Genomic DNA, 20,740 nt, shown 5'->3' on the forward strand with positions numbered 1-20,740 from the left:
TCCGGGGCGTGCCGGTGTCCCCGAGAGCGGAGCCACGGCCTCACACCGGGGACCTCGTACCACCGCACTTCCTCAGTGCGCCGCACCCGCTCGGGACGAGAGCGGTGCGGCGCGTCCGCCGCCAGGAAACCGAGGTACAGCCATGCGCCGCCGAATCCGCGCCCTCGTCGCAGCCCTCTCCGCGCTGCCGTTGGCGCTCGCCACCGCCCCGTCCGCCCACGCGGCGGACCCCACCACCATGACCAGCGGGTTCTACGTGGACCCGGACTCCAGCGCGAAGAAGTGGGCCGCCGCCAACCCCGGCGACGGCCGGGCCCCCGCGATCAGCGCCTCCCTCGCCGGCACGCCGACGGCCCGCTGGTTCGGCTCCTGGAGCGGCACCATCGGCACCGCGACCGGCGCGTACGTCGGCGCGGCGGACCAGCAGGACAAGCTGCCCGTCCTGGTCGCGTACAACATCCACCTCCGCGACTCGTGCGGCGGGCACTCCGGCGGCGGAGCCTCGTCGCCCTCCGCCTACGCGACCTGGATCGCCCAGTTCGCGGGCGGGGTCGCCGACCGGCCGGCCGTCGTCCTGCTCGAACCCGACTCCCTCGCGGACTACGGCTGCCTGAACCCGACCCAGATCCGCGAACGCCAGGGCATGATCAGCGGCGCCGTCGCCGAGTTCAACCGCCAGGCCCCCCACACCTGGGTCTACCTCGACGCCGGCAACCCCGGCTGGATCGGCGCGGCGGCGATGGCCCAGCGCCTCCACGACGCCGGGCTCCGGCAGGCGCACGGCTTCTCCCTCAACATCTCGAACCACTACACCACCGCCCAGAACACCGCCTACGGCAACGCCGTCAACGGCGAACTGGCCGCCCGCTACGGCTACACCAAGCCGTTCGTCGTCGACACCAGCCGCAACGGCAACGGCTCCAACGGCGAGTGGTGCAACGCGGCCGGCCGCCGCATCGGCACGCCCACCCGGCTGGGCGGCGGCGCCGAGATGCTGCTGTGGATCAAGGCCCCCGGCGAGTCCGACGGCAACTGCGGCATCGGGACCGGCTCCACGGCCGGACAGTTCCTCCCCGAGGTCGCCTACAAGATGATCTACGGCTACTGAGATCCGCCCCCTGTGGCCCGGACCCCGCCGCCGAGCAGGCGCTCACCGACCTCACGAACGGCGACCTCACGAACGCCGTGAACACGGCCCGCCCCGCGAGCCGGCCGCGGGCCGAGTGGTTCACCGAGGGCACGCCCGACGAGGCCCGGGCCAAGGCGAGGGGCCTCGTCCGCGAGGCCCGCACGGCGAACCGCACCCCCGTCCCGGTCGCGTACGACGTCCCGGGCCGCGACCGCTCCCGGTACTCCAGCACCGCCGCCGTCACGACCGTTGACGCTGGACGGCGGGCGTCACTAATCTCCGCTCCAGATCCCCGACCTCACGGCCGCGGTGGCGCACGGCACTCCTTGGGAGCGCTCCCACCACGCCGTCGGGGAGCTCGGTCCCCACCGGCTCGCGCGCCACCCGCTCGGTCCCGCTGACGCCCCACGACACCCCGCAGGAGCCGCACATGCCCCCCACCACGTCCTCGTTATCCGCCGCGCTGCTCACGGGCGCGCTCCTCCTCGGCGGCCTCGCGACCGCACCGGCGGCGGCGGACTCCCCCGCCGTGACGGCGGCGGCGACCACGGCCGTACGCGTCAACCAGGTCGGCTACCTGCCCGACGGACCGAAGCGCGCCACCGTCGTCACCACGGCGACGCAGGCGCTCGGCTGGCAGCTGCGGAACGCGTCCGGGACGGTGGTCGCCTCCGGCTCGACGGTCCCGCGCGGCGCGGACGCCCCCTCCGGGCAGTCCGTCCAGGTGGCCGACTTCTCCGCGCACCGGGCGACGGGCACCGGATACGTCCTGACCGTGGACGGCAGCGGCAGCGCGCCCTTCGACATCCGCGCGGACCTCTACGACGCCCTGCGCTCCGACGCGATGGCCTTCTTCCACCACCAGCGCAGCGGCATCGCGATCGACGCCGCCCTGGTGGGCTCCGCCTACGCGCGCCCGGCCGGGCACCTGGGCGTCGCGCCCAACAAGGGCGACGTCTCCGTCCCCTGCCAGGCCGGCGTGTGCGACTACACGCAGGACGTCAGGGGCGGCTGGTACGACGCCGGCGACCACGGCAAGTACGTCGTGAACGGCGGCCTCTCGACCTGGCTGGTGGTCAACTCCTTCGAACGGGCCGAGCGGGCCGGGAAGGGCGCGGCGCTCGGCGACTCCACGCTGCGGGTCCCCGAGCGCGGCAACGGCGTGCCGGACGTCCTCGACGAGGCCCGCTGGGAGCTGGACTTCCTCATGCGGATGCAGGTGCCCGAGGGCAGGCCGTACGCCGGCATGGCGTTCCACAAGGTCCACGACGCGGCCTGGACCGGCATGCCGCTGCGCCCCGACCAGGACGCCCAGCCGCGCGAGCTCCACCGCCCGTCGACGGCCGCGACCCTCAACCTCGCGGCCGCCGCCGCGCAGTGCGCCCGGGTCTACCGGCCGTACGACGCGGCCTACGCCGACCGCTGTCTGTCGGCCGCCCGCCGGGCCTGGACCGCCGCCCGGGCCAACCCCGCGATGTACGCGCCGGGTTCGGACAGCACGGGAGGCGGGGCCTACGAGGACGCGCGGGTCACCGACGAGTTCTACTGGGCCGCCGCCGAACTGTACGCGGCGACCGGCGAGAGCGCCTACCGGGACGCGGTCACCTCCTCGTCCTGGCACACCTCCGCCGACGCCTTCAGCCCGTACGGCTTCGGCTGGGCGGACACCGCCGCGCTCGGCCGGCTCGTCCTGGCCACCGTCCCCACCGGGCTGCCCGCCTCCGACGTGGCCCGCGTCCGCGCCTCGGTGACCGCCGCCGCCGACGGCTACCTGAACCGGATGGCCGCCCAGGGCTACGCCGTACCCGTCCCCGCGGACGGCTACTTCTGGGGCTCGAACGGCGAGGTCGCCAACGACGCCGTCGTCATGGCCGTCGCCGGGGAGCTGACGGGCGACGCGCGCTACCGCGCCGGCGCGCTGGAGACCATGGACTACCTGCTGGGCCGCAACGCCCTCGGCGTCTCGTACGTGACGGGCCACGGCGAGACGACCGCGCAGAACCAGCACCACCGCTTCTGGGCCCACCAGCTGGACGCCTCCCTGCCGCACCCGCCCGCGGGATCCCTGGCGGGCGGGCCGAACAGCGGGCTCCAGGACCCGGTGGCCCAGGAACGACTGCGCGGCTGCGCCCCGGCCGCCTGCTACATCGACCACATCGACTCGTACTCGACCAACGAAGTCGCCGTGAACTGGAACGCCCCGCTGGCCTGGCTCGCCGCCTACGCCGCCGAGCGGACCTCCGACGGCGGCGGCGGCGAACCGCCCGCCGCCACCTGCGCGGTGACGTACACCGTGACCAACTCCTGGAACACCGGCTTCACCGCGAACGTCACCGTCAGGAACACCGGCACGGCGGCCGTGGACGGATGGCAGCTGGCCTGGGCCTACGCGGCCGGCCAGACCGTCACGAGCGCGTGGAACGCCACCGTCACCCAGAGCGGCCCGTCCGTCAGCGCCCGCGGCACGGACTGGAACCGGACGATCGCCCCCGGCGCGAGCGTGAGCTTCGGAGTCCAGGGGACCCACACCGGATCGACCCCCTCCCCCACGGCCTTCACCCTCAACGCGAGCGCCTGCGCCTGACCCCGAACGACCCGGCCGGGCCGGAGACCCGTCTCCGGCCCGGCCGTTCACACAAGGGTCTGACCACCACGCTGCACGTGGCCGTCGAACAGGACCGGAAGAGCCCATGCCCATCATGATCACGGCCGGACGGCGGGGCGATCCTCCGCGGTCCGAGCTTGTCCTGAACAAGGTCCGTGTTCCGCGTCCTGGGCCGGGCAGACCGCGCACCGGACCAGACCGGACGCGGGCCGACAAGGCGTACGCCCCCCGTCACAACCGCGCCCACCTGCGGCGTCGTGGCAGTGGGAGGGGGCGGTGAGGCGAAATCGGCTCGCCGCGCCGGCGGACCGGATGGCAGGGTCGACGCATGACGCCCCAGTATCAGATTCGTGCCGACTACGACGCTCGCACGATCGTGGTCTATCAGGCGTATGCACCTGCCATCGCCGACGCGGCACTGCGGGCGGGCCGCTTCGTCGCGCCGTTCTCGTTCCACCGAATGACGTGGATCAAGCCGTCGTTCATGTGGTTGATGCACCGCAGCAACTGGGCCCGCAAGCCCGGCCAGGAACGCGTTCTCGCGGTGCGGATCACCCGGGAGGGCTGGGAGGAGGCCCTGTCCCAGGCCGTGCTGACGACCGCCGACCCGGCGGCGGTGGCCCGGGCGCCCGTACACGTCCAGTGGGACCCGGAGCGCTCGCCGCGCGGAGCGGCACTGAACCACTACAGCATCCAGGTCGGTATCGGCCGCCACCTGATCCGCACGTTCACCGACGACTGGATCGTCGGTCTCACCGACCTCACCCCCCAGATCCGCAAGGCCTCGACACTGATACAGACCGGGCATTCCGCCAAGGCACAGCGGCTGTTCCCCGCGGAGCGCGTCTACCCGATGCCCCGGACGCTGGAAGCCGTCGTTTCCCCACGTAGCTGACGGCGGACCGGTGAGGGCCCGCCCACGGCAACCGCGCCACGAGCACTTCCGACCCACGCCCTGGCTCTGGACCGGCCGAGCGCCAGGTCGCGGAGCCCCCCTTTCCGGCCCCGGCCGCCACGGCCGGTAGGCCCGGGCCTCACTGGCCGGTAGACCCGGGCCTCACCGACGCACCGGCTCCCCCACCGACGGCCTGAGTCCGAGCCTCGCACCAGAGGCCCGTACGGAGCGGGCCGAGACGGCGAGGAGCCGGATCATTCCCCTGCTCGCTGCTCGTCCCCGGGACCGGCGTCCTGGGCCAGGCGCTTCAGAGCGCGCATCACCGTCTCCGCCTCGTCGTCGGGCAGCCCTTGGCCCGACCCCCCGAGAGCGGCGTTCCGGGCGGCGATGTCGCGCAGGACGCGCAGCGCCGTGTCCGCCTCCTCGAGCTGCGCTCGCCGGCCCGGGCCCGCCGCCGACGGATCGCTTCCCATGGCGGCGGAGATCGCTTCCCTCTCGGGGAGGAACGCGTGCGGGGCCTCGTACGCGGCCAGGTCGTCCACGCGGATCAGGCGCAGCTCGCGGGGGTCGATCCCCGTACCGGACAGGACCACTTCGGTGCTCTCGACCCGTCCCCGGGCGACCCAGCGGGGGTCGCCGCCGGCGCGCCAGAGTTCGAACGTCACGGGCTTCCCGTCCGCGGTGAGGGTGACGGGTTCGGAGGCCGGCAGGCCGGACGAAGGGCCGCCCTCCCCGGCGTGGCGGTGGTCCTCCAGAGCGTCTTCCAGGGCCTCACCGGCCATGGCGTTGCCGGCGGAGGCGCTGAGGACCGTGACGTGCTCGGCGTGGGGGTCGGGGTGCGGAGAGCCGAACCGCAGGTAGACATGGATGTCGCCGCTGATGCGGTCGTAGCCGCCCCCCACGTACCGCCGCGGGCCCGGCCCATCGGCATCGACGGCGACGACCCTGAAGCCCTCTGCGGAAGCGGGGGCGTTCTGATCGTTCATGGGACCTCCGGGTGCTCGTCCTGGACCAGGCATCTTGCCATGTACGCGATCATCCGACGACGCGAGGGCAGAGCGCGGCAACCGCCCGTGAGGGGGCGGTCGGAGCGGGCGTCGGAACCGGCTACTCGCCGGCGCGGGCCACGAGCAGCGGCTGGAAGAAGCCCGTCTCCTGCGGCGTCCGCCACTCGGGGTCGACGAACCCGGCCTCGGCCGCGAGACCGGCCAGCCGGTCTCGCCCGAGGGCCCAGTAGGTGGCCCGGCGGACCCGGACGCGCCATTCTCCGCCTGCCGGAAGGAGCTGGAAGTGCTCCAGGTCGTAGTGCTCGCCGTCGTCGTGCCAGTGCCAGAGCTGGAAGGTGACGGTCCGCTCTCCGCCGCCGGCCCGGTCGGCGCCCCGGTCGGCGACCCGATGGACTTGCGGGGGCGTCGAAGCGGGCCGGTCGCGCAGCAGCTCGTCGTAAGGGCGCGTACTGACCAGCAGCAGGCCGCCGGGACGCACCACGCGGCGCATCTCGGCCAGAGCGGCGTGCACGTCCTCTTCCGTCAGCAGGTGGGGCAGCGAGTTGTCGGCACAGACGACGGTGTCGAACCGGCCGTCGGTGAACGGGAGGCGCCGCATGTCGGCGGCGGCCGTGGGCAGGCTCAGACCCCGGAGGGCGGCCTCGCGGGCGGCGCGAGCGGCGGCGCGGGGGCTGAGGTCGGTCCCGATGACGCGGTGCCCCCGCAGCGCCAGGCCGATGGCCTGCGTACCGATGCCACAGGAACAGTCGAGCACCGCCGCGCGATCCTGGCCGACCAGGGCGTCCAGAGCGTCCCCCTGCCGACGGACGCTCGCGTCCCAGTCCGAGTAGATCAGGTGGTAGTCGTCGGCCAGTTCGTCGTAGAAGCGCGCCACCGTTGTCCCGGACATGACCCGAGATTATCGCGCCCGATTCCCCAGAGTCACCGGTCCCCCACGATCGGCCCGAACACACGCGAGAACGACAGTGCCGTCCTTCCCCGGGTTCCGGCTCGCTTTCCGTGAAACGCGCACGCTGAGTGGCGGCTGACGCTCGGATCGAGCTTCGGGAGCATGCCTCAGAATGACCAGTGCCGATCTCGGTGTGGCCAACAGTGCGGCGTCGTGGCGATTGCGTTCGACGCTTGCCGCGGCCGGTCTCGCCCTCGCCGGTCGGGCCGGCGCCCGGATGGCACGGGCTTTCGGGGTGTCCATCAGCCGCAGCGCGGTGTTGCGGCTGCTCGATGCATTGCCCGAACCCGAAGTACCGACCCCGCGGGTGGTCGGCGTCGACGAGTACGCCATGCGCAAGGGCCGCGTCTACGGCACGGTGCTCGTCGACGTCGAGACCCGTCGGCCGGTTTGATCCGTTGTCCGACCGGGAGACCTCCACGCTGGCCAAGTGGCCGGCGAAGCGCCCCGGAACCGAGGTCGTCGGCCGGAACCGCGCGCCGTTCTTCGCGAAGGGCGCGCGGCCGGGGCCCCAGGCGACGCGGGTTTCCGACCGCCGGCACTTGTGGCACAACCTCGGGGAAGCCGCTGAGCGGACTGCCGCCCGCCACCGCCAGGGCCTTCGCGTCCTGCTCCCCGATCGCGACGCGAAGGCCGACGAACCGGTGCTGTCCGAGGAGAAGGCGGACTCGCCATGGCAGGGCGAGCGGTTCGCCAACCGCGTCCGATCCCGACACGCCACGTTCCACGCGCTGCTGAAAGGCGGTCACAGCCGCCGCTTCATCGGGCGCCAGCTTCCAGATGACCCACCGCACCGTCAAACGCCTCGCCGACGCTGCGAAGCCGGAAGACCTCTTCCGCGGCCAACGGCAGCACGGCAGGGCCCCGGTCCCCGACGAGGACAAGCCCTACCTGGACGAACGCTGGGACGAGAGCTGCACCGACGCCTGGAAGCCCTGGGAGGAGATCGTCCCCTTGGGCTACCAAGGAAGCTACGGACGAGTCAGCGCATACCCGCGAGAAAAGCGCACCTCGCCACGGCCGGTCACCGAGCAACCGCCGGCACCGCGCGTGGTGACGAGATGGATCCTCAGCCGACCCGAGACACCGACCGAGATCGAACAGCTCCGGCTCAAGGCCGTCCTGGCCAACTGCCCCGAACTCGATGCCCTGACTGGTCACGTCCGGCCCTTTGCCCCCATGCTCACCGACCGCCAGGTTGAACAGCTCCCGCAGTGGCTCGACGCCGTCCTCGTCGGCCTGGCCCTGCCCTGGAACTCCGGATCGTCGAAGGCCACGTCAACCGGAACAAGACGCTCAAGCGCCAGATGTTCGGCCAGACCGGCTTCGCACTGCTCCGCAAGCGAGTCCTGTCGGCTCACTGATCGATGTCAGATGCGCGCGATAGCTTCCCGACATGGGTGTGTATCTGGTGAGCGTCGGCGTGAAGGAGTGGTTCGGTAACGAGGAGGATGGATGGGGTGGAGTTGCTTCGGCGCTCAATGCTGAACTCAGGCGGCGGGGCCTACCGCCCTACAAGGACGTCCCCGCAGAGACGGACTTCGCACCTGGCTCAGGGCAAGCTTTCGAGGAAAAGCTGACCCCCGACATGACCGGGTTCCTCACCTTGTGCCAGACGCATCTGTCACGAGAGGAATCGGAGATCCTCTGCGGCTGGACCGTGCTCGTGCCGGTCTCCCTCGATGAGGAGATCTGGCTGCCCATCGAATCCGACGACCACGAGTCCATGGTGGCCGGCGCTCCCCAGGTACTACCACTCGCCGAGAAGCTGGCGGCAGCCATCGAACTGCCAGCCGAAGCCCCGGCAACATGCGACAACCTCGACCTGAGTACGTGGTTCAGACACGAAGCAAAGGAACTGGCCGCTTCACGCACGGAACTTTGGACCAAGGACCTGGACACAACCTTCTACGTCGCGCTGTTCCTGCGCGCTGCACAGCACTCGATCCGACGCGGCTGCCCCATCGTCTACACCTGAGTCCCACCTCCGGTCCCCCTGCTCTCCCAGCGAACACCACCCACCGTGCGCACGTCGCGGAAAGCGAGCCGGAACCCGAGAAGCGACAGCACCCGCGCCACGCAGCGGTCCCCGGTGACTTCGCTGGGGTGGCGGACGGAAAGGCGGGCGGGGTTCGGTCCTAGGAGCTGTCTCTTGAATCGGTCATGAGGCCGTCATGCTCTTGGCTGAAGAGTTCGCTGCCGCTGGGTCGCCACCGAACCGGTTGGGACCTCTGTAATCGGCGGATCAGCGATGACGAGAGGAATGAGAGTTGGCCGACCGAAACGTGCCGTACTGAACTATTCGCCATGTAGAGATCAAGGAGGCGGTTCCCGGGCAAACATTCACGGTGTTCATGCTCGAAAACGACAGCGAGGGCGCCCGCTACTTTGACCTGCAGCGCATGCTTGAGGAGCCCGGCCCGCAGGAGATAGATCTCGATCTCGACAGTTACTGCATCGTCTCCGAGAGCGAGGGCGTCGACTATGGCGGCCTTGCAGAGGTGACCATGCTACCGGGCCGACTTGTACTCCAGTTCCGGCCCGAAGCAGTGGAGGAACTGGAACTGCCCTCTGAAGAGATCGTCTTGGGCATCGATCCAGACATCAACGTCCATGAGCTCTGGGCAGGCATGCAGAAGGTTCTCACGTACGGAAATCACCTGAAGGTCCCTAGTATGCGCTTTATGGGATCCTCAGAGAGCCGAGCCGCCTTTTGACAGTGACGGTCGGGTCTATCGGCGGGTCCACATAAGAATCGCGGCGAGGTGGAATGCGGCCTGGTAGGCGATGGCGAGCTTGTCGGTCCGCATGGCCAGACCGCGCCGCTGCTTGAACCGGTTGATGCATCGTTCGACGGCGTTGCGCTGCTTGTACGCCTCGGCGTCGAAGACCGGCGGTCGACTGGGGGATGACGGCGCGGATTCCGCGTCGGCGGAGGTGACTTCGGATCGCGCGGGATGAATACGCGCGGTCCGCCAGGACGGTATCGGGGCGGTTCCTTGGTCGTCTGGAGCCGCTTCGGGGAACACGAATAGCGGCCATGACGGTCTCGAAGGCCGGGGCGTCGCCCGCCTGGCCTGCGGTGACGTGAAGGGCCAGAGGCCGTGCCCGGCTGTCACTGACGAGATGGACCTTCGTGCTCAGGCCGCCACGGGAGCACCCGAGGGCATGGTCGTCAGGTTCGGCCCGCTCTGGAGCCCCCTTTTCCTGGCGCCGGCGGCGTGCTGGTGGGCTCGGCAGATGGTCGAGTCCACCGAGACGGTCCAGCCGATGTCGGCATCAGCGTCGGCTGCTGCCAGAACTGCGGCGAGGATGCGTTCCCAGGTGCCGTCCATGGCCCACCTGATCAGGCGTTTGTGGGCGGTCTGGAACGATCCGAGCTCGTCGGGCAGGTCCCGCCAGGGCGAGCAGGTGCGGTATTTCCACGCGATGGCCTCCAGGGTTCGGCGGTGATCGGCCCACCGCCGACCGCGGACCGGATCGGCCGGCCTCAGCGGCTCGATCCGGTCCCACATCGCATCAGTGATCACTAACCGGACCGGCATGTCCGATCAACTGACCAACCGATCAAAGAGACACGCTCTAGCGGCCGGCCGTCGGAGGGGCCCTCGGGTGCCACTCGCGGCGGAGGAGGCCGAAGACCCAGGAGTCGGAGACGTCGCCGTTGACGACGCAGTCCTCGCGGAGGGTGCCTTCGCGGACGAAGCCGAGCTTCTCCAGGACCCGGGCGGACGCCACGTTGCGGGTGTCGGTCTCGGCCTGGACGCGGTTCAGGTCCAGGGTCTCGAACGCCCACCGCAGGACGGCGTGCGCGGTCTCCGTGGCGTAGCCGTGGCCCCACGCGGCAGCGTCGAAGACGTAGCCCAGGGACGCGCTGCGGAAGTCCGGGTTCCAGCTGGTCAGGCCGCACCAGCCGATGAACGCGCCGTCGGAGGCGCGTTCGACGGCCACCCGCGCTCCCGTGCCTTCCTCCTCGATCGTCCGGCAGATCGCGATGAAGCGCTGGACGCGAGCCGGTTCGGTCCACGGCGGGGAGTCCCAGTAACGCAGCACGTGAGCGCTGCTGTGCAGCGCGTAGAGCGGTGCCGCGTCAGCGTCGGTGAAGGGCCGCAGCCGCAGGCGTGCGGTGCGCAGCTCGGGGGTGGGCAGTGTCATGCGGAGCATCCTGCCGCGCCGCGCCCGCCCCGGGCCATCCGTTTGCCCGGCGGGCCGGGGGCTCGGGCTCGTAGGGCCTGTTGTGAAAGTCCTGGTCGCGTGAGGTTCGGCGTCCATGGGGGCGTCGTTGTCAGTGGTGCTGTGCATGATCGGCGCGTCGGCTTTTCGCGGAGGTAGGGAAGTGCCATGCCGATCACAAACCAGCAGGTGGCGGGACACGCGTTCCTGCGGCAGATGTACGACGACGCGTACTTCCCTGATCACGTGGTCGACCGGGGGAAGGCGATCCTGCTGCGGCTGTGCGAGCGCATCGAGGCCGAGCGACCATCGGACCTGGAGAGCTTGTATGCACTCACTCAGGCTGCGACGGAGGAGTTCAACCTGCTGGGCAGCGAGTTCGTGGCGGCCGGAAGCGAGATCGAGACGGTGGCGCGGGAGTGGATCTGTGACGAGTTCTGCTTCGTCGCATCGACATACGAGTTCACGGACGCGGATGCGGAGGAACTGACCGCCAACCGGGACTGGTGAACCAGGACAAAAGCTACCTCCGTTCAAAGCCACTCGTCGATGGCCGCAACGAGCACAGTCGCCTCGTAGCGGACGGCGAGCTTGTCGTACCGGGTGGCGACGGCGCGGTGTCTCTTGAGCCGGTTGATCCCGCACTCGACCGCGTGACGCTCGCGGTAGTCGACCAGGTCGAAATGCGGCGGCCGACCGTCGCGTGAGCCGCGCTTCTGGCGGTTGCGTGCCTGGTCGGCCTTGTCCGGGATGGTGCAGCGAATTCCCCGGCGCCGTAGGTAGGCGCGGTTCCTGCGGGAGGCGTACGCCTTGTCGGCCCGCACCCGATCGGGGCGGACCCGCGGCCGGCCCGGCCCGATGCGGGGCACCCGGACCTTCTCCAGCACCGGCTCGAACTGCGGCGAGTCGCCGCGCTGCCCGGCGGTCACCACGATCGCCATGGGCTTCTGGCCTTGCTCGACAGCCAGGTGGAGCTTGGTGGTGAACCCGCCGCGCGAGCGACCCAGTCCGTGATCATCGGGCTCGGTGAACACACCGCCCGGCGGTTCCTTCTGCAGGTCTCCCTGCTTGCGGGCCCCGGCCGCATGCTGATGAGCGCGGCACACCGTGGAGTCAACGCTCAGATCCCACGTGATCGCCCCCTTCGCGTCGGCCAGGGACTGCAGCCGGGTGTCAGGATCCGGTGCCAGGTGCCGTTGCGCTGCCAGCGGCGGAACAGGTCGTAGACCCGGTTCCACGGGCCGTACTCGACGGGGATGTCCCGCCATGGAACGCCGGTCCGGACCCGGAACCGTATGCCGTCGATCAGTTGCCGCCGGGGCCAGACGGGCGGCCGCCCCGTCCTGGCGCCCCTCGGCAACAGCGACTCCAGTATCGCCCACTGCTCGTCCGTGAGATCTCTCCGACCCATGAACCGTGATCATTCACAGCCAAAGATCCACTTTCGATACACGGCCTACGTCCCGCTGTCGCCGGACGCAGCGCAGGGGCACGTCCTCTGTACGCACCCGATCAACACGCGCCCGATCACCCGGACCGGTGGCATGGCGGACCGGCACGGCCACCGCCGCGGGTCCGCTTCCACCTGCCGGAAGCCAACCCACCGATGAGGTCGGAGCACTGGACCCCGACGGCATCGGCCATCACCCCCCAGCGGCACCCGTCCGAACCAGTGCTGCCCGTGGCCCTCACGGAACCGCGGTCACAGCCCTTGAATCGGCCAGGGCCGCTCGTCGCCTCACTCGGTCCGGCGTTCAACGGACTGGGGAGTTTCGACGGACACCACCCCTGCCTCCGACCGGAGCCACCCACCGCCGAAGACCGACACCGGCCTCCCTGTGACAACCGTCTACGCTCTCGGCATGCGGTGCAGCGACATCAGGTGGGACGACGGCTCATGGACGGGCCTGTCCCTGGACGTACAGGCCCGCCCCCAGCCGGGACTGTGCGTGTTCAGCGCCGGGCCGCGACTGCTGATGTCCCAGCAGTCGCGGCCTGTGCTTCTCGCCGTCGTCGACGAGCACCTCCAGGGCGTGGACTTCTGGCGCACCGAAGAGCACCGCTCCTGCGTTCCTCCGCTGCGTGCCGATGTGGCGCGCGCTCTGGCGGGCAGCCCCGAGCGGTGGGCGCACCGCTTCGCCCGGTACCTCATCGACTCACCGGCCAGCCCGTTGCACGAGGGCCGGTGGCTGCTCTCGTGCGAGAGTCCGCTCCTCGACTGGCGCCCCGCCGACACCTCGCATGCCGAGCACTGGGGCTCGATGCTCGTCGACGGTCATCCGGACGGATACATCGACTGGTACGTCCATTCGGGTTCGTGGGAGGTCCTTCCCCTGCGACCGATGCCCGATGCCGGCGACAGCCGGGTCAAGGCGTATCGCAAGCAGGCCCGCGAGGGGACGCTCCCGCCCGTTCTGTTGTGGTGGGTCAGCGGCCTGGACTGCCATGTGGTCCTGGACGGTCACGCGCGGCTCGCCGCGGCGATCGCCGAGTCCATTGAGCCTCCGCTGCTGCAGTTGCACCGCACGGTGCCGCGCCAGGACCTGGCCGCGCGCGTAGATGAAGCCGTGGACTTCTACGAGTCCGAGCTGAGGCGCTTCGCCGAACTCCGCGCCGTCCATGGCCCTACCGTTCCGGACGGTGCCGCCACCGCCGGCCCACGGCTCGTCCGCCTCCTGCACGACCTGAACACCGCGCGACAGCCCACCTGGGCCTGGCCCCTGCCCGGCGGGGAGGCGCAGTGGCGCCGCATCGCGCGCGAGGTGACCGCCGGGCAGGACTGGCCACGTATCTGAAGCAGGTCACGGACCCGGTCCCATAAGCTCATGAGGTTCCGGAACGCCACGCCACGGAGCCCCGGCCCGCGTCCGCCCACCGTATGCCGTCCCTCGGCCATCGGCCATCGACCATCGGCGCACCACGGCCATCACAGGCGGCTGTTCACCGCGCTTCGGGTCGCAGCGCCAGCGCCAGCGTCAACTCATCGCGCAGCGGGATGCCGTACTCGCCCACCAGCGGAATGGACGGCTTCAAGGCGCGGGCCGCGTCGACCGCGCCCGGTGAGACAGCCACGATCCGCATGCCGCGCCGCTGAGAGAACCGCAGCGCGTCGAGATGGTCGTCGGTGGTGACCAGCCATACGCGCCGACTGCAGGCTTGTCGGGCCACCTGGGCGGCTGCGTCCAGCAGTACGCCGCCCACCCCGGCGCGCCGCACCATCGCGTCCAGGGACACCACACGAAGATCTGCCGTGGCGAAGCACGCTACCCACCAGAGGGAGCCTCCGTCCCGGCCACGTCATCTCGTACCGGCGACGCCTCACTTCTGCCGCACGGCCTGACGCGCTCGTCAGTACCACGGGCGGGTGTCATGCGTCGGCAACGGACGCAGTCGTGGCCAGCGTTCGAGCAGGCGATCGGCCAAGGCGGAGCTGAGGCGGCCGACGGCGTGCAGGTGATCGTGGTCGCGGGTCATGTCGGCGACCACGCCCAGGCGGTGGACGAGCCGTTCACGGGCGGAGACGTCACCCCACGTGAAGTCCTCGGAGGGCAGCCGGGCGAGCTGGTCGGCCGTCCCCCGGTGGGCCCGCTCGACGAGCGCGTCGCCCTGAATCAGCCAGCCGGCGCACGCGTCGGCCAGGTCGCCCGGCACGTCCTTCCCGGTGAGGTCGCGCCAGGTGGTCCGGTAGACGTCCTCGACCTCCGCGAGCGGGGCCGCGGTGACCGACATGGCACACCAGCAGGTGGGGAAGCCGATGCGGAAGTAGGCGAGTTCGACCAGGCCATTGCCGAGCGAGGCCCGCTCGAAGTCGACGAAGCGGACGCCCTCGGCGGTACGCAGATCGTTGCCGGGGCAGGGGTCGCCGTGCAGCAGCGCATGGTACGGGGTGGGGTCCAACCGCTCCAGGAGACCGGCGAGTTCACGGGGAACCGTGGACGGCACGGGCACGTCGAGCGCCCTGGCCAGGGCGAGGAAGGACTCCGCGTCGGCGGCCGTGGGCCCCGTCCAGACCGGTAGCGCGCCTGCGTCGGCGGGCCCGGTCAGGGCGTGCAACCGGGCGAGCGACTCGGCGTACGCGGGCATCCAGTCGTCCGTTCTGCCGAGGTCGTCCACGTACTCAAGAACCATCACCCGCGAGGACGGCTCCGCGGCGAGTACCGCCAGAGCCACGGCGGGTCCGGAAGCCCGCCCCGCCAGACGCAGCCCGGCGACCTCCCGCGCGAAGCGGGTGTCCGCGTCGGCGCCCACGTCCCCGCCGTCGGCGATCTGCTTGACGATCACCAGCCGCCGGTCGGCCAAACGCACCCGCCAGACCCGTGATCGCGGACTGCTGTCCAGGAGTCTGCTCTGCACGGGAGTACCCACGGCGGAGAGCAGCACCTCATCGAACGGAACACGCTTCGGCATGCCGACGAGCGTAGCCACGACGCCGCGCACGGGAGGGGCGGAGGAGAGAAGGAGTGGGCGAGGGGGTCTTGAAGGACAAGGGAGTGGACAGACGGATGACTGACGGCTTACGGCTCACGGCTCACGGCTCACGGCTCACGGCTGACTGGCAGGGTGATTCCTCAGGCACGCCCTGGACCGAGTTCGATACTCAACTGAAAGCCCAGCTCCTCGAAACCCAAAGAGGCCGCAACACGCCGGGAGGCAGCGGCAGAAGCCCGCGCACGCCATTGCGGCAGCAGCCCGGCGGCGAGGGCATGCGCAACCGCCGCTGAACCCGTCACCCGCGCCAACCCCCGCCCCCGTGCATCCGGCGCGGTCAATACGCCGAGGTGAGCGGTCCGGCTCGGCCAGCCCTGATACCCAGCAGCGGCGACCACTCGCCCATGCTCGCGGACCACGAAGACGGGCGACGTGATCTCGTCCAGCGCCGCCTCCCCCGCGTCCTGGTCACCGGCCGACTCCTCCAGCCGCCGCAACTCCGGGTGGCCAGCCGGAAGTCGCTCCACCCGCAACGATCCGGTCTCCACCGGGAGGAACTTCTCTGGTGACACGTACGACAGCACCGCCGGCCCGAGCACCCTCGCCACGGGCAGCACCTCGTTCACCGAACTGCCGTCCATGAGGGCTCCCACCGGAAGTCGCTCCAGCGCGTGACGAACGGCCAGAGCCCTCTTCTCAACCGGCACGGTCACCAACGCCGACTCCCCCAGCGTCACCATCCCGACCCATCCGACAGGACACAGCCCCGACTCCGGCGAGACCACCACGCTCACGCCCCCTCCCGGCGCGAACGACACCGACCCCCGGGCCAGCCCCTCCCACAACCCACGGGCTCTGAGCAACAGCGGATCCATCGGCATGCCCCGATCCTGGCAGGCGAAGCCGACCGCCGGTCTCGTATGTCGCACGCTGCCTGGCCTTCGGAGGGGACTCAGAAAGGACGCGATCGGAACAGCCGAACCCCGGCCACCTCGTCAGCCCGAAGAAGAGCCGACACCTCGGCTTCTCAAGGCACCCCACAAAGATAGTTGCAAAATAAACAACTTCTCCAGGAACGATCCTAAGCGCGAACGCCATTCGCGGCCGACCGCCCCAGATCCCCTGACTGCCGCCTCTCGCACGCCTCTCACACGCCTTTCCACCCCTCCCCCGAGCCTCCGCCATCGCCATCGCCTCTGTCCCACACAGCCCGCTCCTACCCGGAGACGTACGTGTATGAAGTCACCCTCCGACCGGGCGGAGGTCGGCGATGCGACTACGGATCCCCGGTTCTTCCGTACCCGCACCCATCTACTCGACGGACTGCCCGGACCGCTCGGAGCCAACCGAAGTGGCGAAGTCGGCGCCGCGAGAGCCCGGCGTCGACGAGTTCGCCTTCCGCCGGGGCCGTAGACCATGCGGACCGGATCAGAGCGAGTTTCGGGAGGGAGCGGTTTCCCGCAGCGCCAGGAAGACGAGAAGGGCGAACGCCACCACCGCGGTGAGGGTACGAGCGTCGTTGAACAGTTCCCAGCGCCGCAGGATGTCCGCGTGGTCGGCCGGCGGTGCGGTGGCGGCCCACTGCTTGATGCGGCCGTTGATCGGGACGTTGCCGAACCGGGTGATCAAGAAGGACGCTACGGTCAGGGCGCCGGCCGTGGCCGCGAGGACTCGTGTCCGGCCGCGCGTGAGGGCGGAGAGGGCGAGGGAGGTGAGGGCTGAGACCACCATGGCTCCCTGCACGGTGATCCCGTTCATCTTCATCAGCTCGGCGTGGAAGTCCAGTCTCATGTCGAGCGGGACGGCGTTGAAGGTGGGGACGAGGTTCACGGCGCCGTAGCTGAAGGCACCGGCGAGCAGCCCGGTGGAGAGCAGGGACAGCCCCTGGAGAAAACGGGTGCGCACGTGGGCCTCCTGGTGAACGTGATCGGTACTCGATGATCAGGGATTGCTGACCAGCAACTGGTGACTGGTAGTCGCTGGTTGGTAGTTGGTGATCGGTGTTTGGTGATCGGGTCAGGCAGTGGTGAAGCGGCTGCTCGGTTCCCCCCGGAGCCGACCGCGCGGCAGCTTACGGCCGAAGGCGAGCAGCAGGAGATCCTGGGCGGCTCCGTACACGGGAGCACCGGACCCGTACGACCAGTCCAAGTCCTCGGCGCTCAGCCGCACACCGGAGACGTCGACGCCGAAGAACCTCAGACCACTGGGCCGGACCCCGTCGAGCAGCACGCGCAGCCGCTCCTCGGGAACACGCCGGTCGAGGCCGAGCGCGACGGTGATGTCCAGGCCGTGCACCACGTCGTGGCCGAGCGCCGCCACGTACCCGCCGACCGGTGGCGTCCAGGGGTGGTACGCGCCCTCCCGCAGGAACGCGGCGAGTTCGGCGGTGGAATGCGCGGCCGCGTCCCGGCGCGCGACGCGGTCGGTCATCCGGTGGAGGTTCCCCCGTGCCCGCACCAGCTCCCCCATCATCGCCGGCAGGGAGAGCCGGAACCCCATCGACATGTGGGCGGCCACCTCACGGACCCGCCACCCCGAGCAGAGGCTCGGCCCGTCCCACTGATCGTCCCGCAGGCCGTCGAGCAGGTCGGCCAGCTCATGGCGTTCCGCCGCGATCAACTCCCTGACCTCGGCGTTCCTGCGCTCGCGCGATGTCGCTTTCCCCATGTGATCAAGCCTGCGGCCAACCGATCCATACTTCCAATAGATTGATGTGCTGCGATCTAGAATCATCGCTTATGGAACTTCGCCAGCTGCGCTACTTCGTCACCGTCGTCGAGGAAGGCGGCTTCACCCGCGCCGCCGCCCGGCTGCATCTGGCCCAGCCCGGCCTCAGCGCCCAGATCCGCCAGCTGGAAAAAGAACTCGGCCAGCCCCTGCTCGACCGCTCCCACCGGTCGGTGACCCCCACCGAAGTGGGCCGGTCCGTCCTGCCGTACGCGCGCGCCGCGCTGGCCGCCGTGGAAGCGGTACGCCAGACCGTGGACGAACACACCGGACTGCTGCGCGGCCGGGTCACCCTCGGACTGGTCTCCGGTGCCACGAGCCGCGCCTTCGACATCGCCTCGTTCCTCGCGGACTTCCACAGCGCCCACCCCGCGCTGGAGGTCGCGCTCACCGAGGACACCTCGGAGCGGATGCAGACCGCCCTGCTCTCCGGAGAGATCGACATCGCTCTCCTCGGACCCACCTGGGAAACGCCCCCGCCCGGCATCTCCTACCGCACGGTCATCGACACGCCGCTCGCCGCCGCCGTCGCCCCTGACGACCCCCTCCTCGCTTCCCCGAACCACCCCGGCGACCCCCTCCCCGCTCCCCCAAACCACCCCGGCGACCCCCTCCCCGCTCCCCCAAACCGCACCGCCGTCCCCCTGGCAGGCCTGCGGGACCGCCCGCTGATCTGCCTGCCGCGCGGGACCGGGGTCCGTGCGGTCCTCGAACGCGCCTGCGCGCAGGCTGGCTTCCGTCCCCGAGTCGCCTTCGAGGCAGCGTCCCCCCACGTCCTCGCTCAGCTCGCCGCCCGAGGCTTGGGCGTCGCCGTCCTGCCCCTGGGCGAGGAGGAACCGGACCTCGGCGGACCACTGCGCACCCTGGAGATCACCGGCCCCCGGATGCGCGCCCGTATCGTCCTCGCCTGGCCTGCCGCCGACCCCCCGAGCCCCGCGGCCCGAGTCCTCCTCGACCGTCTGCGCGAGGCCCTGCCGAAGGCCGCCACGCCGTAGCGCGAGAGCCCAGACCGCCGACGTGCTGCCGGCGCATGAGACTGCGCCGACCACCCTGTGGTCCACAGCTGCCGAACGCCGACCGAGCAATCGGCACAGAGTGATCGGCGCCGGGGGATCCGACCAGGCGTTGACCGCCCGGCGTTCGCCGGAGATCACCATCGGGCGCGCAGCACACCATCACTGTCGGGCAGGGCGGCGCAATGCAGCGGGTGGCATTCGTCGAGGTACATGGGCAGGGCACAGGCCGCCCGCGCACCGGACACCAAGGCGGCGAGCTCCTGATACTCGGTGTCGTCGACGACCGCGTGCCGGATCGTCCCGTCCTGCGCCTCCCAGACGAACTCCACCGACCCCTCCTCCGGCAGCGCGGCGAGGACCGCGCCGACATCGGAATCCAGGTCGGGCCATACGGTCAGAAGGGCGCGGGGGCCGAGGCCGGCGCGCACCGTGTCGAGGTTCTTCGTCGTGAGGCGGTGCCAGCGTGTGGCGTTGCGGACGTAGGACTCCTCCAGGAGCGCGGTCCGTCGCGAGTTCAGCGTGGTGCGCACGCGCTCCCAGAAGTCCTCGTCGGCGGCCTCTGTCACTCCCGGTTCGTCGCACTGCGCCGCGTAGGGGGATGCCGTCATGGCTTCCGGGAAGAGGCCGAGTTCGCGTGTACGGGCCACGGCGTCCGCGCAGGGCCGGTCGCTGCCCACGTACACGTACTGGTCCCACCCGACGTGCACGGTGAACACGTCGCCCGCCTCCAGGCGGCACCAGGCGCCGTGGTCGCGGAGCATGGCCCGGACAAGCTCAAGAGCGACGGGTAGGGAGACCTCGGCCCCGTCGTGGTATCCGGTGAGGTCGGACGGGAAGATCCCGCCGAGGCCATACCCCTCGACCGGCGGCTCCAGTCCGAAGTGGACGAAGCCGGCGACCTCGGGATCGCGGATCTCCACCCGCTCGACACCCGAGGCCTCCGCGAAGGCTGCGATCGCTGCCAGATACGCCGCTTCAACCGGCCCGTGGTCACTGACCGTGTCCTCGGTGCCGATGTAGTGACCGTGTTCATCGCGGTCGGCGGGGTCGTACTTGGTGATCCGGTGGACAAAGGACGGCGGCACGCTGCTCCCTGTGCGGTCAGAAGGACCGCCAGCGTAGTTTCCCCGTTCTCGTCCGGGAACACAGGACCGCGCCGTAATGCGCCCCTGTGACCCTGCGGCTCAGGGGGCAGGGCAGCTCTGATCACCGGCTCGTCCGGTTCTGTCGGAAGGGAAGCCCGTCCCCGCACACACTCACGCGGCACGCTTCAAAACCGGGTTTTGAACGTCCAACCTCACCGAACCCCACCACCTCCCCGCTCCTTACCGCCCCACCGCCCCACCCACTGACCCGCCCGCCGGCCCACCAGCCCGCCCCGCCCCTCCCCAGGAGAAGGAGCAACGCATCCAGCCCAAGCACCTGCGCACAAGACACCGGCGGTCCCCGATCGAGCCCTCCTCCGTTCAAAACCCGGTTTTGAAGCGCCCGGACAAGACCACCAGGAAGAGGGGAGAAGCGAAGGGACATGGCGACGCGCCCCTCCCCCACCCCACCCCACCACGGAGCATCCGCCCTCCCCCGATGGCCCACGCCAAAGGTTCAAAACCGGGTTTTGAAATCCGCCCGTGAAGCACGGCAGATCAGGCGGCCGATGCCCGATGCGACGCCACTGCCGCCGCCGAAGCCTGAGCACCCTCTGGCGAAAACTGATGACAGAGGCCCATGAACAGCAGAAGCCCGTAAAGATCGGAACCGACCCAGCGCCCGCCCACAGGACCGCAGCCCAGCCGAAGCCCCCGGGCCCCGCC

General features: G+C 70.5%; 21 protein-coding genes and 1 pseudogene. 9 read left to right on the top strand and 13 right to left on the bottom strand.

Going from position 1 to position 20,740, the window contains the following annotated elements; translation table 11 throughout:
• Positions 1–142 precede the first annotated feature (142 nt).
• The 3 genes from AB0E83_RS13235 (at position 143) to AB0E83_RS13245 (ending at position 4,629) form a co-directional block, all read left to right on the top strand.
• Positions 143–1,108: a glycoside hydrolase family 6 protein gene (locus AB0E83_RS13235; RefSeq protein WP_362109733.1), complete on the top strand. Its 966-nt coding sequence runs from the start codon at positions 143–145 to the stop codon at positions 1,106–1,108.
• Between the two features lie 451 nt (positions 1,109–1,559).
• Positions 1,560–3,713 (top strand): glycoside hydrolase family 9 protein, encoded by a 2,154-nt coding sequence (locus tag AB0E83_RS13240; RefSeq protein WP_362109735.1) that lies wholly within the window; start codon positions 1,560–1,562, stop codon positions 3,711–3,713.
• A gap of 349 nt (positions 3,714–4,062) precedes the next feature.
• Complete coding sequence (locus tag AB0E83_RS13245; protein WP_362109737.1) at positions 4,063–4,629, top strand: DUF4291 domain-containing protein; 567 nt, start codon at positions 4,063–4,065, stop codon at positions 4,627–4,629.
• Between the two features lie 254 nt (positions 4,630–4,883).
• Here the strand turns inward: AB0E83_RS13245 and AB0E83_RS13250 are convergent, their stop codons facing one another.
• Entirely contained in the window at positions 4,884–5,615 is a 732-nt protein-coding gene (locus AB0E83_RS13250) for a hypothetical protein (RefSeq protein ID WP_362109739.1), read from the bottom strand.
• Between the two features lie 121 nt (positions 5,616–5,736).
• On the bottom strand, positions 5,737–6,525 hold the full coding sequence (locus AB0E83_RS13255; protein WP_362109741.1) for a class I SAM-dependent methyltransferase: 789 nt from the start codon (positions 6,523–6,525) through the stop codon (positions 5,737–5,739).
• A 172-nt stretch (positions 6,526–6,697) separates the two neighbouring features.
• Between AB0E83_RS13255 and AB0E83_RS13260 the strand changes: the two genes are divergently transcribed.
• The 3 genes from AB0E83_RS13260 to AB0E83_RS13270 all read left to right on the top strand — a co-directional run bounded on the left by AB0E83_RS13260 (position 6,698) and on the right by AB0E83_RS13270 (position 9,302).
• Positions 6,698–6,979, top strand: a complete 282-nt coding sequence (locus tag AB0E83_RS13260; RefSeq protein WP_362109743.1) for a hypothetical protein — start codon at positions 6,698–6,700, stop codon at positions 6,977–6,979.
• Between the two features lie 1,002 nt (positions 6,980–7,981).
• Positions 7,982–8,563: a hypothetical protein gene (locus AB0E83_RS13265; RefSeq protein WP_362109745.1), complete on the top strand. Its 582-nt coding sequence runs from the start codon at positions 7,982–7,984 to the stop codon at positions 8,561–8,563.
• A 337-nt stretch (positions 8,564–8,900) separates the two neighbouring features.
• A complete protein-coding gene (locus AB0E83_RS13270; RefSeq protein WP_362109823.1) occupies positions 8,901–9,302 on the top strand; it encodes an Imm10 family immunity protein in 402 nt (133 codons plus the stop codon).
• 15 nt (positions 9,303–9,317) lie between these two features.
• Here AB0E83_RS13270 and AB0E83_RS13275 read toward each other — a convergent pair whose 3' ends face one another.
• The 4 genes and pseudogenes from AB0E83_RS13275 to AB0E83_RS13290 form a co-directional block, all read right to left on the bottom strand.
• A complete protein-coding gene (locus AB0E83_RS13275) occupies positions 9,318–9,572 on the bottom strand; it encodes a transposase (protein ID WP_362109825.1) in 255 nt (84 codons plus the stop codon).
• Positions 9,478–9,825, bottom strand: a pseudogene (locus tag AB0E83_RS13280) (transposase); the annotation flags it as partial. The pseudogene AB0E83_RS13280 and the gene AB0E83_RS13275, both read right to left, overlap by 95 nt.
• Positions 9,726–10,115, bottom strand: a complete 390-nt coding sequence (locus AB0E83_RS13285; protein ID WP_362109747.1) for a transposase — start codon at positions 10,113–10,115, stop codon at positions 9,726–9,728. The pseudogene AB0E83_RS13280 and the gene AB0E83_RS13285, both read right to left, overlap by 100 nt.
• 52 nt (positions 10,116–10,167) lie before the next feature.
• Positions 10,168–10,740: a GNAT family protein gene (locus tag AB0E83_RS13290; RefSeq protein ID WP_362109749.1), complete on the bottom strand. Its 573-nt coding sequence runs from the start codon at positions 10,738–10,740 to the stop codon at positions 10,168–10,170.
• A 186-nt stretch (positions 10,741–10,926) separates the two neighbouring features.
• On the opposite strand from AB0E83_RS13290, the gene AB0E83_RS13295 reads away from it, so the two are divergent.
• On the top strand, positions 10,927–11,268 hold the full coding sequence (locus AB0E83_RS13295) for a DUF5713 family protein (protein ID WP_362109751.1): 342 nt from the start codon (positions 10,927–10,929) through the stop codon (positions 11,266–11,268).
• 23 nt (positions 11,269–11,291) lie between these two features.
• Here the strand turns inward: AB0E83_RS13295 and AB0E83_RS13300 are convergent.
• Positions 11,292–12,169 (bottom strand): IS5 family transposase gene (locus tag AB0E83_RS13300; RefSeq protein WP_362109753.1). Its coding sequence is split into 2 segments (ribosomal slippage): positions 11,292–11,930 and positions 11,933–12,169, totalling 876 coding nucleotides; the frame shifts between segments, so codons are not numbered across the junction.
• 451 nt (positions 12,170–12,620) lie between these two features.
• Between AB0E83_RS13300 and AB0E83_RS13305 the strand changes: the two genes are divergently transcribed.
• The gene (locus AB0E83_RS13305; protein ID WP_362109755.1) at positions 12,621–13,553 is read left to right on the top strand and encodes a hypothetical protein; all 933 of its coding nucleotides are present in this window, start codon (positions 12,621–12,623) and stop codon (positions 13,551–13,553) included.
• A 145-nt stretch (positions 13,554–13,698) separates the two neighbouring features.
• Here the strand turns inward: AB0E83_RS13305 and AB0E83_RS13310 are convergent, their stop codons facing one another.
• The 5 genes from AB0E83_RS13310 to AB0E83_RS13330 all read right to left on the bottom strand — a co-directional run bounded on the left by AB0E83_RS13310 (position 13,699) and on the right by AB0E83_RS13330 (position 17,853).
• Complete coding sequence (locus tag AB0E83_RS13310; protein WP_362109757.1) at positions 13,699–13,992, bottom strand: GNAT family N-acetyltransferase; 294 nt, start codon at positions 13,990–13,992, stop codon at positions 13,699–13,701.
• A gap of 114 nt (positions 13,993–14,106) precedes the next feature.
• Entirely contained in the window at positions 14,107–15,165 is a 1,059-nt protein-coding gene (locus AB0E83_RS13315; protein ID WP_362109759.1) for a phosphotransferase, read from the bottom strand.
• 161 nt (positions 15,166–15,326) lie between these two features.
• Positions 15,327–16,067 (bottom strand): GNAT family N-acetyltransferase, encoded by a 741-nt coding sequence (locus tag AB0E83_RS13320; protein ID WP_362109761.1) that lies wholly within the window; start codon positions 16,065–16,067, stop codon positions 15,327–15,329.
• Positions 16,068–16,614: 547 nt separating this feature from the next.
• Positions 16,615–17,091: a DUF1772 domain-containing protein gene (locus tag AB0E83_RS13325; RefSeq protein WP_362109763.1), complete on the bottom strand. Its 477-nt coding sequence runs from the start codon at positions 17,089–17,091 to the stop codon at positions 16,615–16,617.
• 111 nt (positions 17,092–17,202) lie between these two features.
• Positions 17,203–17,853, bottom strand: a complete 651-nt coding sequence (locus AB0E83_RS13330; protein WP_362109765.1) for a maleylpyruvate isomerase family mycothiol-dependent enzyme — start codon at positions 17,851–17,853, stop codon at positions 17,203–17,205.
• Between the two features lie 71 nt (positions 17,854–17,924).
• Here AB0E83_RS13330 and AB0E83_RS13335 point away from each other — a divergent pair, with 71 nt between their 5' ends.
• Complete coding sequence (locus AB0E83_RS13335; RefSeq protein WP_362109767.1) at positions 17,925–18,908, top strand: LysR family transcriptional regulator; 984 nt, start codon at positions 17,925–17,927, stop codon at positions 18,906–18,908.
• Positions 18,909–19,063: 155 nt separating this feature from the next.
• Here the strand turns inward: AB0E83_RS13335 and AB0E83_RS13340 are convergent, their stop codons facing one another.
• Positions 19,064–20,014, bottom strand: a complete 951-nt coding sequence (locus tag AB0E83_RS13340) for an RNA-binding protein (protein ID WP_362109769.1) — start codon at positions 20,012–20,014, stop codon at positions 19,064–19,066.
• Positions 20,015–20,740: the final 726 nt, after the last annotated feature.

Origin of the sequence: Streptomyces sp. NPDC035033 (genome assembly GCF_040636735.1) — a bacterium.
Lineage (GTDB): Bacteria > Actinomycetota > Actinomycetes > Streptomycetales > Streptomycetaceae > Streptomyces.

Bases quoted from the DNA above. Each gene is read 5' to 3' on its own strand.
- AB0E83_RS13265 (WP_362109745.1), top strand. From the start codon at position 7,982: ATGGGTGTGTATCTGGTGAGCGTCGGCGTGAAGGAGTGGTTCGGTAAC.
- AB0E83_RS13295 (WP_362109751.1), top strand. From the start codon at position 10,927: ATGCCGATCACAAACCAGCAGGTGGCGGGACACGCGTTCCTGCGGCAG.
- AB0E83_RS13330 (WP_362109765.1), bottom strand. From the start codon at position 17,853: ATGGGGAAAGCGACATCGCGCGAGCGCAGGAACGCCGAGGTCAGGGAG.
- AB0E83_RS13250 (WP_362109739.1), bottom strand. From the start codon at position 5,615: ATGAACGATCAGAACGCCCCCGCTTCCGCAGAGGGCTTCAGGGTCGTC.
- AB0E83_RS13315 (WP_362109759.1), bottom strand. From the start codon at position 15,165: ATGCCGAAGCGTGTTCCGTTCGATGAGGTGCTGCTCTCCGCCGTGGGT.
- AB0E83_RS13260 (WP_362109743.1), top strand. From the start codon at position 6,698: ATGACCAGTGCCGATCTCGGTGTGGCCAACAGTGCGGCGTCGTGGCGA.
- AB0E83_RS13255 (WP_362109741.1), bottom strand. From the start codon at position 6,525: ATGTCCGGGACAACGGTGGCGCGCTTCTACGACGAACTGGCCGACGAC.
- AB0E83_RS13335 (WP_362109767.1), top strand. From the start codon at position 17,925: ATGGAACTTCGCCAGCTGCGCTACTTCGTCACCGTCGTCGAGGAAGGC.
- AB0E83_RS13240 (WP_362109735.1), top strand. From the start codon at position 1,560: ATGCCCCCCACCACGTCCTCGTTATCCGCCGCGCTGCTCACGGGCGCG.
- AB0E83_RS13290 (WP_362109749.1), bottom strand. From the start codon at position 10,740: ATGACACTGCCCACCCCCGAGCTGCGCACCGCACGCCTGCGGCTGCGG.
- AB0E83_RS13245 (WP_362109737.1), top strand. From the start codon at position 4,063: ATGACGCCCCAGTATCAGATTCGTGCCGACTACGACGCTCGCACGATC.
- AB0E83_RS13305 (WP_362109755.1), top strand. From the start codon at position 12,621: ATGCGGTGCAGCGACATCAGGTGGGACGACGGCTCATGGACGGGCCTG.
- AB0E83_RS13235 (WP_362109733.1), top strand. From the start codon at position 143: ATGCGCCGCCGAATCCGCGCCCTCGTCGCAGCCCTCTCCGCGCTGCCG.
- AB0E83_RS13320 (WP_362109761.1), bottom strand. From the start codon at position 16,067: ATGCCGATGGATCCGCTGTTGCTCAGAGCCCGTGGGTTGTGGGAGGGG.